9 protein-coding genes are annotated in these 15,092 nt (G+C 68.4%); 5 read left to right on the forward strand and 4 right to left on the reverse strand.

Going from position 1 to position 15,092, the window contains the following annotated elements; all coding sequences use genetic code 11:
* Positions 1-15: 15 nt before the first annotated feature.
* The 4 genes from BM424_RS26460 to BM424_RS26475 form a co-directional block, all read right to left on the reverse strand.
* Positions 16-1,560, reverse strand: a complete 1,545-nt coding sequence (locus tag BM424_RS26460) for an acetolactate synthase large subunit (RefSeq protein WP_093423544.1) — start codon at positions 1,558-1,560, stop codon at positions 16-18.
* 72 nt (positions 1,561-1,632) lie between these two features.
* Complete coding sequence (locus tag BM424_RS26465; RefSeq protein WP_093423547.1) at positions 1,633-2,469, reverse strand: alpha/beta fold hydrolase; 837 nt, start codon at positions 2,467-2,469, stop codon at positions 1,633-1,635.
* 131 nt (positions 2,470-2,600) lie between these two features.
* Positions 2,601-3,605, reverse strand: a complete 1,005-nt coding sequence (locus BM424_RS26470; protein WP_245776151.1) for an aldose 1-epimerase family protein — start codon at positions 3,603-3,605, stop codon at positions 2,601-2,603.
* A gap of 11 nt (positions 3,606-3,616) precedes the next feature.
* The gene (locus tag BM424_RS26475; RefSeq protein ID WP_093423478.1) at positions 3,617-5,353 is read right to left on the reverse strand and encodes a glycoside hydrolase family 2 protein; all 1,737 of its coding nucleotides are present in this window, start codon (positions 5,351-5,353) and stop codon (positions 3,617-3,619) included.
* 984 nt (positions 5,354-6,337) lie between these two features.
* Between BM424_RS26475 and BM424_RS26480 the strand changes: the two genes are divergently transcribed.
* From BM424_RS26480 to BM424_RS26500, 5 genes are all read left to right on the forward strand, one after another.
* Positions 6,338-8,038, forward strand: coding sequence for a glycine/sarcosine N-methyltransferase (locus BM424_RS26480; protein ID WP_093423480.1), 1,701 nt, complete (start codon positions 6,338-6,340; stop codon positions 8,036-8,038).
* Between the two features lie 137 nt (positions 8,039-8,175).
* Positions 8,176-9,315, forward strand: coding sequence for a methionine adenosyltransferase (metK, locus tag BM424_RS26485; protein WP_425442079.1), 1,140 nt, complete (start codon positions 8,176-8,178; stop codon positions 9,313-9,315).
* Between the two features lie 93 nt (positions 9,316-9,408).
* On the forward strand, positions 9,409-10,383 hold the full coding sequence (locus BM424_RS26490) for a carbohydrate kinase family protein (RefSeq protein ID WP_093423486.1): 975 nt from the start codon (positions 9,409-9,411) through the stop codon (positions 10,381-10,383).
* A gap of 18 nt (positions 10,384-10,401) precedes the next feature.
* Positions 10,402-13,968 (forward strand): methionine synthase, encoded by a 3,567-nt coding sequence (gene metH / locus BM424_RS26495; RefSeq protein ID WP_093423488.1) that lies wholly within the window; start codon positions 10,402-10,404, stop codon positions 13,966-13,968.
* Positions 13,969-14,016: 48 nt separating this feature from the next.
* The coding region (locus BM424_RS26500) for an adenosylhomocysteinase (protein ID WP_093423491.1) at positions 14,017-15,092 on the forward strand (1,076 nt) is incomplete at its 3' end.

The following is a 15,092-nucleotide window of genomic DNA, read 5'->3' on the forward strand; positions in this document are numbered from 1 at the left end:
GGGGCCCGTCGCGCGTCACAGGACCGCTTCGACGAGCAGCGGCCCGCTCCGGCGCTGCGCCTGCTGGAGCGCGTCGAGCAGCTCCTCGCCCGTGGTGGCGCGGATCGCCTCGACGCCGAAGCCCCGGGCCACCGCCGGCCAGTCGAGCGCCGGATCGCCCAGGCTGGTCATCGACGCCGCGGCCGCGCCCGGATCGTCGACACCGGCGCGCTGGAGCTCGTGGTCGAGGATGCGGTAGCGGGAGTTGGAGCAGATCACCGTGGTGACGTTCAGCGACTCGCGGGCCTGGGTCCACAGCGCCTGGGCGGTGTAGGCCGCGCTGCCGTCGGCCTGCAGGGTGATCACCGCGCGGTCCGGGCAGGCGATCGCCGCACCCGTGGCCACCGGCATGCCCATCCCGATCGCCCCACCCGTCTGCGACAGCTCGCAGTGCGCGGGCGCGGCGTCGGCGATCGCCGGGTACGCCGCCGCGGACGACACGCCCTCGTTGACGATGATCGCGTTGTCCGGCTGGGTGAGCACGATCGCCGCGGCGATCGCGTTCGCGTCCAGCGCACCGGACGGCTTGGCGACCTCCGGCCGCTGCGCGCGCGGCGGTTCCTCGGCCGCGCTGCCGGTGGCCTCGGCCAGCGCCGCCAGGGCGTGCAGCGCGTCGGCCTCGGTATCGGCCAGCTCGTGCACCTTCAGCCCGTCGGGCAGCGGGTGGCTGGGCTGACCGCGGTAGCCGAAGAACGACACCGGCGTGCGGGCGCCGACCAGGATCAGGTCCGAGAAGCCCTCGAAGGTCTCGGTCACCGCCTCCGGGAAGTACGGCAGCATCCGCACCGGCGGGATGCCCGGGCCGCGCTCCATGCGGGCGCTGCCGCGCTCGGCGAGCACCTCGGCTCCCGCCGTCGCCGCGATCCGGGCCGCCGTGCGGAGCGCTTCGGCGCTCTCCACCGCCTGACCGCCCAGCAGCAGCACCGGGCGCCGCCCGGCCGAGAGGACCTTGGCGATCTCAGCGATCCGCTGCTCGTCGACCTGTGGCCGCTCCGGCGCGGCCGGCACCTGCACCGGCATGCCGCCCTGGCCCCACATGTGGTCGGCCGCGGCGATGAGCGTCGCGGGCAACCGGGTCCGCAGCGACGCCAGGTAGGCCTCGGCGAACTCGCCCGCGGCGGCGGCCGTCGAGGAGGTCCGGCCTACCCAGCCCGACACCGGTGACGCCAGCGATTCGATGTCGCTGTGCAGCGGCGCGTCGGCGGCCTGGTGCCACGTGGCGTGCTCGCCGACCAGGTTGATGATCGGGGTGCGGGCGCGGCGGGCGTTGTGCAGGTTCGCGATCCCGTTGGCGAAGCCCGGTCCCAGGTGCAGCAGGGTGAGCGCCGGTGTTCCGGTCATCCGGCCGTAGCCGTCGGCCGCGCCGGTCACCACGCCCTCGGATAGGCCCAGCACCGCCCGCATCCCCGGCACCTGGTCGAAGGCCTCGACCAGCGGGATCTCGGTGGTTCCGGGATTGGCGAAGCAGGTGTCGACACCGGCGGCAGCGGCGGTGGCCAGCAGTCCTTCGGAACCCTTCACGAGCACTCCTACGGCACGGCGGAAATCCGGACGGGATTCATGCTCACCGCCCGGACCGCGACCGGCAAGAGATCACTCGGGGTGGGCGAGCAGGTGCTGCAGCAGCAGGCGGCTCAGCGAGTCCGGTGCCTCCTCGGGGATCCAGTGCGAGACCTCCTGCAGCATCTCGAACCGGTACGGGCCGGTGACGTGCCGCTCGGTGGCCAGCGCCGCGGTGGAACCGACCGCGACGTCCTCGGTGCTCCACACGTACAGGGTGGGCACGCTGATCGGGCCGATCTCGCCGTTGAACCGCGACGCCCGGTACCAGTTGAGCGCGCCGGTCAGCGCGCCCGGTTCGGTGAGCCGCTGCACGTAGTCGTCGACGTGGTGCTCCGGGACGCCCGGGTAGTAGATCCGGCGCAGCTTGGCGGCGTTGTCGGCCAGCAGCGTCTTCTCGGCGGTGGAGGAGCGCAGCGCCTGCATGTAGGCCGAGCGCTGCTGCTGGTCCTCGTCCTCGCGCACCGCCTGGGTGAAGGCGTCCAGGTGCGGGATCGACACGGCGGTGAGGGTGCGCAGGCGGTCGGGGTGCGCGGCGGCCACCGACCAGGCCACCGCCGCGCCCCAGTCGTGGCCGACCAGGTCGAAGCGCTGCCACCCGAAGTGGTCGGCGATGGCCAGCACGTCGCCGACGAGCTCGTCCATCCGGTAGTCGGCGACCTGCTGGGGCCGCACGCCGGGGGAGTAGCCGCGCTGGTCCGGGGCCACGGCGAAGCACTCGGCGCCGCCGAGCACGCCCAGCTGCTCGCTCCACTGGACCGCCGCTTCCGGGAACCCGTGCAGCAGCAGCACCGGGCGCCCGTCCTCGGGACCCGAGGTCAACGCGTCGAACTCGCCCGCAGGCGTGGGGATCTGGATGTAGTCGGCCACCCGCACACCCTAACGCTCCCGGCGGCACCGACGTTTTCACCGAAACGTCCTCTCAGGTCCACTTCGACCCCGGGTGAGGTGGGGTGGGTTGGGGGTGGGGAAGTTTTCATGAAAACTTCCCCACCCCCCGATCACGCGAGGCGGTACCCCCAACTTCCGGTGTGGGTCTGTCCGGGTTGGAGGACGATGAGGCCGTCGCCGGTGACGAAAGCGTTGGGGGCCAACGTCATCGGCTCCACCGTGAGGCCCTGGCGGCCCGGGCGGTCGGTGCTCGGGTCGTCGTCGGTGTAGACCTGCAGGTAGTGGTGGGACTCGTCGACCCACAGCTCCACGTCGACGTCCGGGCGCCGGAACCGCACCACCGCTTCGCCGCCGGTGTGGTGCAGGCCGGTGAACGCGGTGTCCATCGTGGTCGGACCGATCGGCCTGGCGGAGCGGAAGTCGTAGTCGGTTCCCGAGACCGTGGCCGTCCCGGTCGGGATGAGCCGGTCGTTGACGACGTAGTAGGTGTCGGCGGGGATCTCCAGCTCGATGTCGTCGATCCGGGTGCCCGGGGCCGCCGCCAGGTAGGTGTGGTTGGCGGTGCCGAACGGGGCCGGGCCGCGCCCGACGTTGGTCGCCGACAGGGTGCTGGAGAACCCGCGATCGTCCACTCGGAACTCGATGCGGAACGCCAGCTGGAACGGGTATCCGTAGTCCGGCGGCAGGACGTGCTCCAGCACGACCGCGTCGGCGCGGTGCGACACCGGCGACCACTCCACGAAGCTCATCAGCCCGTGCAGCGCGGCGTCGCGCTCCGGCTCGTTGATCGCGACCTGCAGCTCCTGCCCCTCGAAGGTGTAGGCGCCGTGGTCGATCCGGTTGGCCCAGGGCAGGATCGTCTTGCCCCGGTAGCCCTCGCCGACGTCGTCGGGGGAGTGGGTCAGCAGCATCTCCCGGCCGTCGACCGTCCAGGACAGCATCGTGGCCGCCACCCCGCCGACGACCACGCGGTGCCGTCCCCTCCCGATCTCGTAGAGGTGTCCGTTCGCGGTCGGGGGAGCGGTGGGCGCGGCCTGGGCGGTGCCGGGCAGGATCGCCGCCGCACCGGCCGCGCCCGCGGCGCCCAGCAGCGCACCCCGTCTGTTGATCTGCATGGGTCGCCTCATCAGCTTCCCGCCTCGATCGCGGCGGTGTTGTGCTCGCGGACCGAGGCCACGTCCGGCTTCATCACCTGGCGGTCGTAGGTGAGGAAGCCGTTGACCTCGTTCTCCACATCGGTGGTCTGGGTGTAGATCGCCGCCGACAGCCCGTTGGCCTCGATGACGCGCGCCAGCTCGTCGCTGACCTCGCCGTAGCGCCGCGTCAGCTGCTCCCTGCTGTCGGTCATCTCGTAGGCGCTGGGGTCGCCGGGCCACAGGTGGCCCTCCTCGGCCAGTCCCAGCCCGCCGTACTCGCCGTCCACGACGGCCCGGCCGTCGGTGACCGTCGGCGCGCCCGGTCCCACGTAGGTGTGGTCGTCGTAGATGTCGCCGGCCCCGCTGTCGGGCAGCGAGTAGCAGCAGTTCACCCCGCTGGAGGGGTTGATCAGCCGGGTCGGGTCGGTGCGCCGGGTCAGGTCGGTGATCTCGGCGGTGTCGAACTCGCCCCAGCCCTCGTTGAACGGCACCCAGGCCACGATGGACGGCGAGCTGCGCAGCTGGTCGATGATGTCGACCCACTCGGCGCGGTAGTTCGCCTTCATCTCCTCCGACGGCGGCGGGCTGTCCTCCGGCGGGATGTTCAGGTCGATCGGCAGCGACGGCATGTCCTGCCAGACCAGCAGCCCGAGCCGGTCGGCCCAGTAGTACCAGCGCGCCGGTTCGACCTTGACGTGCTTGCGGACCATGTTGAAGCCCAGCTCCTTGGTCTTGTCCAGGTCGAAGCGCAGCGCCTCGTCGGTCGGCGCGGTGTAGATGCCGTCCGGCCAGAAGCCCTGGTCCAGCGGACCGTGCTGGAAGACGATCTTGCCGTTGAGGGCCAGCCGCGGCCGCCCCTGCTCGTCGTTGACCAGCCCCGTGGTGCGCAGGCCCGTGTAGCTGCCGACCTCGTCGAGCACCGCTCCGTCGGCGCCGAGCAGGCGCACCGTCAGGTCGTACAGGTGCGGGTCGTCGGGGGTCCACAGGTGCGGCTGCGGGACGTCCACGCGCACCGGCCGATCGGCCGGCCCGGTGGTGCGGGTGACCTCGGTGTCCCCGTCGCGCACCGCCACCTCGACCTGCGCCCCGCCGGCGGTGGAGGTGGCGGCGGTGAGGTCGAAGCCGGTCAGGTCCGGGGTGATGTTCAGGCCGGTGACGTGGTCCGGGTCGACGGGTTCGAGCCACACCGTCTGCCAGATGCCGGAGGCACCGGTGTAGAGGATGCCGCCGGGATCGTTGCGCTGCTTGCCCAGCGGGTACGGCGCGGTCTCGTTGCCGTCGGAGACGGCGACGGTGAGGTGCTGCGGCTCGCCGGGCCGCACCGCGTCGGTGATGTCGGCGTCGAAGGCGGTGTAGCCGCCCTCGTGCACCGCCACCTGCCTGCCGTTGACCGAGACCTCGGCGCGCTGGTCGACCGCGCCGAAGTGCAGGATCAGCCGCTGCCCGGACCAGTCGGCGGGCACGTCGAAGGTGCGCTCGTAGACCATCCGGTCGTCGTGGCGCTGCACGCCCGACAAGGCGGACTCGGGCGGGTAGGGGACGAGGATCTGCTCGGGGGCGTTGTCGCCGCCGGTGTAGTCCCACAGGCCGTTGAGGTTGAGCCAGCGCTCGCGGGTCAGCTGCGGCCGCGGGTACTCGGGCAGGGCGTTGTCCGGGCCGACCTGGTCGGTCCAGGGCGTGGTCAGCGGTGGTTCCTGGGGTTGCCAGGCCGGTTCGGCGGTGGCCATCGATGCGGGTGCTCCGGAGAGGGTCAGCAGGAGTGCGGTGGCAATCGTCGTGACGGGTCGGAACACGGAGTCCTCCTTGACGCCGGAAATTCCGAAAGAAAATCACCAGTAATCAACAACAGTGACCACAACCGAACGTGGCGTCAACGAGGACGAGCCGAAACCCGCGCATCGGAGCAACCGGTGCACCCGTTGGGCTGGCGCCGGTGGCACGATCACCACCCTCCGCGGGGCCGGCCGGAGGTCCGGGATGACGATTTCCCGAGTCCGGGAAGCCGCCTCGGCGCGCGGCCGGATCCGGTAACGTGGCTGGTGGAAGCGGGTGCGCGAGCGCTGGATCGGTTCTGCGCTCCCGAGGCGGATGGACCGATTGACTGACACTGGGGAAAAAGCTATGGCGCTCCGGCGGTGAACGCCGTAACATCCGTGCTCCGCTCTTCGATGCAAGTAACGCGAGGAGCGAAAAGTCAACCGCCGCATCGGCTATTCACAAGATTCGTCGAATCTTTGTCGATCGGAACTCTTGAAATAGCGCGATGATTGTGCTATATCGGGCGCGCGTTAGTGTACATCCTCCGGGGATTTATTGCACTCACGTGATCGTTATCGGGTTCAAAATCATCTTGAAAATGCCCTGGTGATAGCGCATTTTTTCACCCAGGGTGACAATGCTAATCACGCAATCATCGCATTGCGGTGATTACCGTCACACGTTTGTACGCTTGCTTCGTGATCTCCTTCGCCTAGGTTGGTTAAGCGACGCACGGAAATGCGTTGCGCCGGTTGGCAAGGGTGCCGACCGAGTGTGATCGGCGTTGGTGCTGCGGCCTTGAGCGTTTTCTCGGCTGCCCACGCCGGTCGGAGGTGTTGCCTTTTTTCGCAGTGGCGACCCGCACGGCCGCGAGACACATGCTCGGGGCACGGATTTGCGCATGCCTGAAGTTCGTGGGTGGCGCATGACCAACGTGAGTGGTGGGAGTGAAAATGGCCAAGAGCGTGGAGGACGCGGCTTCTAACGAGGTGGGAACGCCTGACATGGCCGAGCTGGTGGCGCGTGAGGAGCAGGTGTTCGGCGAAAACCCGTTGGAGGTTCGCGAGTCCGACCACTACACCCACGAGTACGTCGGTGGATTCGTGGAGAAGTGGGACGATCTGATCGACTGGAAGAAGCGCTACGAGAGCGAGGGCAGCTTCTTCATCGACCAGCTCAAGGCTCGCGGTGTCAAGTCCGTCCTGGACGCGGCCACGGGCACCGGGTTCCACTCGGTCCGGCTGCTGGAGGAGGGCTTCGAGACGGTTTCGGCCGACGGCAGCCCGCAGATGCTGGCCAAGGCGTTCCAGAACGGTCTCGAGTACGGCGGGCACATTCTGCGCGTCGTCAACGCCGACTGGCGCTGGCTGAATCGTGACGTCCACGGCGAATACGACGCGATCATTTGTCTCGGGAACTCGTTCACGCACCTGTTCTCCGAGCGCGACCGCCGGAAGACGCTCGCCGAGTTCTACGCGATGCTCAAGCACGACGGCGTTCTGATTATCGACCAGCGGAATTACGACTCCATTCTGGATGATGGATTCAGTTCCAAGCACACGTACTATTACGCGGGCGAGGACGTTTCCGCTGAGCCGGATTATGTTGATGAAGGTCTGGCGAGGTTCAAGTACACCTTCCCGGACAAGTCCGAGTTCTTCCTGAACATGTACCCGCTGCGGAAGAACTACACCCGGCGGCTGCTGCGCGAGGTCGGATTCCAGCGGATCGACACCTACGGCGACTTCCAGGAGACCTACCAGGACGGCGAGCCGGACTTCTTCATCCACGTCGCGGAGAAGAAGTACCGCCCGGACGAGGAGCTCTCGGACGTCTACTCGACCGCGGTGCACACCGCCCGCGACTACTACAACTCCGAGGACGCCGACAACTTCTACTACCACGTGTGGGGCGGCAACGACATCCACGTCGGCCTCTACAGCTCCGACACCGAGGACATCGACACCGCGTCCCGGCGCACCGTCGAGCGGATGTGCTCCAAGGTCGAGATCACCCCGGAGACCCGCATCCTCGACATCGGTGCCGGCTACGGCGGCGCGGCCCGCCACCTGGCCCGCGCCTACGGCTGCAAGGTGTCCTGCCTGAACCTCTCCGAGGTCGAGAACGCCCGGAACGTGGAGTTCAACCGCGCCGAGGGCCTCGAGGACCTGATCGAGGTCAAGGACGGCTCGTTCGAGGACATCCCGTTCCAGGACAACGCCTTCGACATCGTCTGGTCGCAGGACGCGATCCTGCACAGCGGTGACCGGCCGCGCGTGCTGGAGGAGGTCGCCCGCGTCCTCAAGCCGACCGGCTCGTTCCTGTTCACCGACCCGATGGCCTCGGACACCGCCAAGCGCTCCGACCTCGGCCCGATCCTCGATCGGCTGAGCTTGGACACGATGGGTTCGCCCGGTTTCTACCGCCGCGAGCTGGCCCGTCTGGGTCTGCAGAACTTCGAGTTCGACGACCTGACCGAGTACCTGGCGATCCACTACGGCCGGGTCCTGCAGGAACTGGAAGCCCGAGAGGGTGATCTTGCCGACAAGATCAGTGACGCCTACCGAACCAAGATGAAGACCGGCCTGAAGAACTGGGTGTCGGGGGGCAAGGCCGGGAACCTCGCGTGGGGCATCATTCACGCCCGAGTGTGAGGTCCCCCGGGTCAACAACCTGACTACCGTACGCAAGGATCAAAGCTGCAAAGCTTGTGAGGTGAGGAGCAGTCGTGAGTGAGATCAACCGCCGGTTGTTCACCAGTGAGTCGGTGACCGAGGGCCACCCCGACAAGATGTGCGACGCGATCAGCGACTCGATCCTGGACGCCTACCTGGCGCAGGACCCGAAGTCCCGCGTGGCGGTGGAAACCATGGTCACCACCGGCCAGGTGCACGTCGCCGGTGAGGTCACCACGAAGGCCAACATCGACGTCCCGAGCCTGGTCCGGGAGAAGATCCTGGAGATCGGCTACGACTCCTCGATCAAGGGATTCGACGGCGAGACCTGCGGTGTCAACGTCGCGATCGGCAAGCAGTCCCCGGACATCGCGCAGGGCGTCGACGAGGCCCACGAGAAGCGCGTCGAGGGCAGCGAGGACGAGATCGCCAAGCAGGGCGCCGGCGACCAGGGCCTCATGTTCGGCTACGCCTGCAACGACACCGACGAGCTGGCGCCGCTGCCGATCACCCTGGCGCACCGCATGTCGCGTCGGCTGACCAACGTCCGCAAGGACGGCACGCTGGGCTACCTGCGCGCCGACGGCAAGACCCAGGTCACCGTCGAGTACGCCGGCGACCAGGCCGTGCGCCTGGACACCGTCGTGCTGTCGACCCAGCACGCCGAGGAGATCGACCTCGAGGGTCAGCTGGTCGGCGACATCCAGAAGCACGTCATCGCCCCGGAGCTGGAGCGGGCCGGTCTGGACGCGGGCGATGCCCGGGTCCTGATCAACCCGACCGGTCGCTTCGTGGTCGGTGGCCCCATGGGTGACGCGGGCCTGACCGGCCGGAAGATCATCGTCGACACCTACGGCGGCATGGCCCGCCACGGTGGCGGCGCCTTCTCCGGCAAGGACCCGTCGAAGGTGGACCGCTCCGCGGCCTACGCCATGCGCTGGGTGGCCAAGAACGCGGTCGCCGCCGGTCTGGCCGGCCGCATCGAGGTCCAGGTCGCCTACGCGATCGGCAAGGCGGCCCCGGTGGGTCTGTTCGTCGAGACCTTCGGCACCGAGAACGTCGACCCGGTCAAGATCCAGGCCGCCATCAACGAGGTCTTCGACCTGCGCCCCGGCGCGATCGTGCGTGACCTCGACCTCCTTCGGCCCATCTACGCCCCGACCGCGGCTTACGGTCACTTCGGGCGCAGCGACGTCGATCTGCCGTGGGAGAACACCGACCGCGCCGCGGCCCTCAAGGCCGCTGCCGGTCTGTAAGCCACCAATACCGACGAAGCTGTCGCAGGCTGCGGGGCGCCGCCCAGAAATGGCAGTGTCCCGCAGCCTGCCCTGGTGAAGGAGTTTTTCAAAGTGCGGATTGCGGTGACCGGTTCGATCGCCACCGACCACCTGATGTCCTACCCCGGTCGGATCACCGAGCAGCTCGTGGCCGACCGGCTGGACCAGGTGTCCCTGTCGTTCCTGGTGGACGAGCTGGAGGTGCGCCGCGGTGGCATCGCCGGCAACATCACCTTCGGCCTCGGCAAGCTGGGCGTGACCTCGACGCTGGTGGGCGCGGTCGGCCAGGACTTCAACGACTATCGCGCGTGGCTGGAGCGGCACGGCGTGGACACCGGGTCCGTGCACGTCTCCGAGACCAAGCACACCGCTCGGTTCCTGTGCACCACCGACGCCGACCACAACCAGATCGCGTCGTTCTACCCCGGTGCGATGAGCGAGGCTCGCGAGATCGAGCTCAAGCCCGTCGCCGACCGGCTCGGCGGTCTTGACATCGTCGTCATCTCGGCGAACGACCCCGACGCGATGGTGCGGCACACCCAGGAGTGCCGGGACCGCGGCTACGACTTCCTCGCCGACCCGGGCCAGCAGCTGGCCCGCATGGAAGGCGACGACATCCGTAAACTCGTGGACGGTGCGCAGTACCTGTTCACCAACGAGTACGAGCACGGCCTGCTGCTGCAGAGCACCGGCTGGACCGAGGAGGACGTCCTCGGCCGCGTCGGCAAGTGGGTGACCTCGCTCGGCCCGAAGGGCGTCCAGGTCAAGGCCAAGGGCGAGCAGACGCTGCTGGTCGAGCCCCCGAAGGAGAAGCAGAAGGGCGACCCGACCGGTGTCGGTGACGCGCTTCGCGCGGGCTTCCTCGCCGGGCTCAAGGGCGGTCTGAGCCTGGAGCGGTCGCTGCAGCTGGGCTGCACCCTGGCGACCGTCTCGCTGGAGACCGACGGCCCCCAGGAGTACGACGTGGAAAAGGACTCGTTCCTGGCCCGCATCGCCGAGGCCTACGGCGACGAAGCGGCGGCCGAAATCGGGCCGAAGCTGCGCTGACGAACGGGGAGTAGCGGCATGTCAGACCGGCACAACGATCCCAGCGGTTTCCTCGCCGCCATCGACGAGCGCGTCCTCGTCGCCGACGGCGGCATGGGCACCGCGTTGCAGGCCTACGACCTCAGCTTGGACGACTTCTCCAACCTGGAGGGCTGCAACGAGATCCTCAACGTGACCCGGCCCGACGTGGTGTCCTCGATCTACCGGGGCTACCTGGACGCGGGTTCGGACGCGATCGAGACCAACACCTTCGGCGCCAACTGGGCCAACCTGGCCGAGTACGACATCCCGGAGCGCATCCGGGAGCTGGCCGAGGTCGGGTCGCGGCTGGCCCGCGAGGCCGCCGACGAGTACTCCACGCCGGACCGCAAGCGGTTCGTGCTGGGCTCGATGGGACCGGGCACCAAGCTGCCCACCCTGGGCCACGCGCCCTACGCGAAGCTGCGCGACGCCTACTACGAGCAGGCCCTGGGCATGCTCGACGGGGGCATCGACGTCTTCCTGGTCGAGACCTCGCAGGACCTGCTGCAGACCAAGGCCTCGATCGTGGCGGCCAAGCGGGCGATGGCCCAGACGGGCCAGAAGCTGCCGATCATCGCCCAGGTCACGGTGGAGACCACCGGCACCATGCTGGTCGGCTCCGAGATCGGTGCGGCGCTGACCGCGCTGGAGCCGCTCGGCATCGACCTGATCGGCATGAACTGCGCGACGGGTCCCGCGGAGATGAGCGAGCACCTGCGGGTGCTGGCGGAGAACTCCCGGGTCCCGCTGTCGGTGATGCCCAACGCCGGTCTGCCGGAGCTGGGCCCCAACGGCGCGGTGTACCCGCTGCAGCCGGAGGAGCTGGCCGAGGCGCTGTCGGGCTTCGTGCGCGACTACGGCGCCCGGCTGGTCGGCGGCTGCTGCGGCACGACCACCGAGCACGTCCGCGCGGTGGCCGAGGCCGTGGGCGGCACCCCGCCGACCCCGCGCACGCCGGAGATCATCCCGTCGGTGTCCTCGGTGTACCAGAGCGTCCCGTTCGAGCAGGACGCCTCGATCCTCAACGTCGGTGAGCGCACCAACGCCAACGGGTCGAAGGCGTTCCGCGAGGCGATGCTCGAGGAGCGCTACGAGGACTGCGTCGAGATCGCCAAGGCCCAGACCCGCGAGGGCGCGCACATGCTCGACCTGTGCGTGGACTACGTGGGCCGCGACGGCACGCACGACATGCGGGAGCTGGCCTCGCGGCTGGCCACCGCCTCGACGCTGCCGATCATGGTCGACTCCACCGAGCCCGACGTGATCGAGGCCGGCCTGGAGCACCTGGGCGGTCGCTGCGCGGTCAACTCGGTCAACTACGAGGACGGCACCGAGCCGGGCGGCCGGTTCCAGCGGGTCATGGAGATGGTCCGCGAGCACGGCGCGACCGTCGTCGTGACCTGCATCGACGAGGAAGGTCAGGCGCGCACCAAGGACTGGAAGCTGCGCGTGGCCGAGCGGATGATCGAGGACCTGACCACCAACTGGGGTCTGGAGAAGTCCGCGATCATCATCGACTGCCTGGTCTTCCCGATCACGACCGGTCAGGAGGAGGTCCGCAAGGACGCCATCGAGACGATCGAGGCCATCAAGGAGCTCAAGCGCCGGCACCCCGACGTGCAGACGACGCTGGGTCTGTCCAACGTGTCCTTCGGTCTGAACCCGGCCGCGCGCCAGGTGCTCAACTCGGTGTTCCTCAACGAGTGCCGCGAGGCCGGGCTGGACTCGGCGATCGTGAACTCCTCGAAGATCCTGCCGATGAACAAGATCGACGAGGAGCCGCGCAAGGTCGCCCTGGACCTGGTCTACGACCGGCGCGAGGGCGACTACGACCCGCTGCAGAAGCTCATGGAGCTCTTCGAGGGCCAGACCGCGAAGTCCTCCAGCGCCTCGCGCGCCGAGGAGCTGGCCAAGCTCCCGCTGTTCGAGCGGCTGCAGAAGCGGATCATCGACGGCGAGCGCAACGGCCTCGAGGACGACCTCGAAGCGGGCATGCAGGAGAAGGCCCCGCTGGAGATCATCAACGAGGACCTGCTCGGCGGCATGAAGGTCGTCGGCGACCTCTTCGGCTCCGGCCAGATGCAGCTGCCGTTCGTGCTGCAGTCGGCCGAGGTCATGAAGGCGGCGGTGGCCTACCTCGAACCGCACATGGAGAAGGACGACTCCGGCGGCAAGGGCAAGCTGCTGCTGGCAACGGTCAAGGGCGACGTCCACGACATCGGCAAGAACCTCGTCGACATCATCGTCTCCAACAACGGCTACGACGTGGTCAACATCGGCATCAAGCAGCCGATCAACGCCATCATCGAGGCCGCCGAGGAGCACCAGGTCGACGTGATCGGCATGTCCGGCCTGCTGGTGAAGTCCACCGTGATCATGAAGGACAACCTGCAGGAGATGAACTCCCGCAGGATCTCCGAGAAGTACCCGGTGATGCTCGGTGGCGCGGCGCTGACCCGCTCCTTCGTGGAGCAGGACCTCGACGAGGTCTACGAGGGCGACGTCCGCTACGCCAAGGACGCCTTCGAGGGCCTGCACCTGATGGACCGCCTGATGGCCATCAAGCGCGGCGACTCCCCGGAGGAGGACGCCGCCGAGGAGGCCAAGAAGGCCGAGCGCAAGGAACGCCGCGCGCGTTCCCAGCGCATCGCCGAGAAGCGCAAGGCCGAGGCCGGTGACGAGCCGGGCTACGACGACACCACGCGGTCCGACGTGGCCGCCGACGTCGAGGTCCCGACCCCGCCGTTCTGGGGCTCGAAGGTGGTCAAGGGCGTCGCGGTCAACGACTACCTGCAGCTGCTCGACGAGCGGGCCACGTTCTTCGGCCAGTGGGGCCTGCGCGGCGCCAAGAAGGGCGAGGGACCGACCTACGAGGAGCTCGTGGAGTCCGAGGGCCGGCCGCGGCTGCGCCACTGGATCGACGAGCTGTCCACGCAGGGCATCCTGCAGCACGCGGCGGTGGTCTACGGCTACTTCCCGTGCGTCACCGAGGGCAACCACCTCGTCGTGCTGGACAAGGAGGAGCCCGACGCCCAGGAGCGGCACCGGTTCTTCTTCCCCCGGCAGAAGCGCGACCGCCGGCTGTGCCTGGCCGACTTCTTCCGCACGCGGGAGCAGGCCGAGAAGACCGGTCAGGTCGACGTGCTGCCGATCCAGCTGGTGACGATGGGCCAGCCCATCGCCGACTTCGCCAACGAGCTGTTCGCCAAGAACGCCTACCGGGACTACCTGGAGGTCCACGGCATGGGCGTGCAGCTCACCGAGGCGCTGGCCGAGTACTGGCACCGCCGCGTGCGGCGCGAGCTGGCCTGGGCCAACGGCGGCAACGTGGCGCAGGAGGACCCCTCCGACGTGCGCGAGTTCTTCAAGCTCGGCTACCGGGGCGCCCGGTACTCGTTCGGGTACGGCGCGTGCCCGGACATCGAGGACCGCGCGAAGCTGGTCGACCTGCTCGAGGCCGAGCGCATCGGCGTCGTGCTCTCCGAGGAGTTCCAGCTCCACCCGGAGCAGTCGACCGACGCGATCATCGCCCACCACCCGGAAGCCAAGTACTTCAACACCTGATTCCGCTGATCCATCAGCTGCTGATCAGAAAGAAACAGAAGGGAAGTCATGAGCGTCAAGCTGCAGAAGGTCAACGGCCTCGAGTTCGCCGTGAAGGACCTGGGGCTGGCCGAAGCCGGTCGTCACCAGATCCGCCTGGCCGAGCACGAGATGCCGGGTCTGATGGCTACGCGGAAGGAATACGCCGGCTCCCAGCCGCTCAAGGGCGCTCGGATCGCGGGTTCGCTGCACATGACCGTGCAGACGGCCGTGCTGATCGAGACCCTGGTGGCCCTCGGCGCCGAGGTGCGGTGGGTGTCCTGCAACATCTTCTCCACCCAGGACGAGGCCGCGGCCGCGGTTGTGGTGGGCCCGAACGGCACGCCTGAGAAGCCCGCTGGTGTTCCGGTGTTCGCTTGGAAGGGCGAGACGCTGGAGGACTACTGGTGGTGCACCGATCAGCTGTGGGAGTTCGGTGACGGCAAGGTCGCCAACATGATCCTCGACGACGGTGGCGACGCGACCCTGCTGGTCCACAAGGGTGTCGAGTTCGAGGCCGCCGGCGCCGTGCCGCAGCCGACCGACGACGACCCGGAGGAGTTCAAGGTCGTCCTGGAGACGCTGCGCAAGTCGGTGGCCAACGACAAGCAGCGGTTCACGAAGCTGTCGAAGGAGATCAAGGGCGTCACCGAGGAGACCACCACCGGTGTCCACAAGCTCTACGAGCTGGTGAAGTCGGGTGAGCTGCTGTTCCCGGCGATCAACGTCAACGACTCGGTGACGAAGTCGAAGTTCGACAACAAGTACGGTTGCCGCCACTCCCTGGTTGATGGCATCAACCGCGCCACGGATGTGCTCATCGGCGGCAAGGTCGCCGTGGTCTGCGGTTTCGGTGACGTCGGCAAGGGCTCGGCCGAATCGCTGCGGGGTCAGGGTGCTCGGGTGATCGTGACCGAGATCGACCCGATCTGCGCGCTGCAGGCGGCCATGGAGGGCTACGAGGTCAAGACCCTCGAGGACGTCGTCGAGTACGCCGACATCTTCATCACCACGACGGGTAACTACGACATCATCAAGGCCGAGCACATGGCCAAGATGAAGCACCAGGCGATCGTGGGCAACATCGGTCACTTCGACAACGAGAT

The sequence above is a fragment of the Saccharopolyspora flava genome (genome assembly GCF_900116135.1).
GTDB classification, from domain to species: Bacteria; Actinomycetota; Actinomycetes; order Mycobacteriales; family Pseudonocardiaceae; genus Saccharopolyspora; species Saccharopolyspora flava.

What these genes read in the sequence shown, in the direction of transcription:
- BM424_RS26475 (WP_093423478.1), bottom strand. Translation starts at nt 5,353, where the DNA reads ATGGCCACCGCCGAACCGGCCTGGCAACCCCAGGAACCACCGCTGACC.
- metH (WP_093423488.1), top strand. Translation starts at nt 10,402, where the DNA reads ATGTCAGACCGGCACAACGATCCCAGCGGTTTCCTCGCCGCCATCGAC.
- BM424_RS26480 (WP_093423480.1), top strand. Translation starts at nt 6,338, where the DNA reads ATGGCCAAGAGCGTGGAGGACGCGGCTTCTAACGAGGTGGGAACGCCT.
- metK (WP_425442079.1), top strand. Translation starts at nt 8,176, where the DNA reads ATGTGCGACGCGATCAGCGACTCGATCCTGGACGCCTACCTGGCGCAG.
- BM424_RS26470 (WP_245776151.1), bottom strand. Translation starts at nt 3,605, where the DNA reads ATGCAGATCAACAGACGGGGTGCGCTGCTGGGCGCCGCGGGCGCGGCC.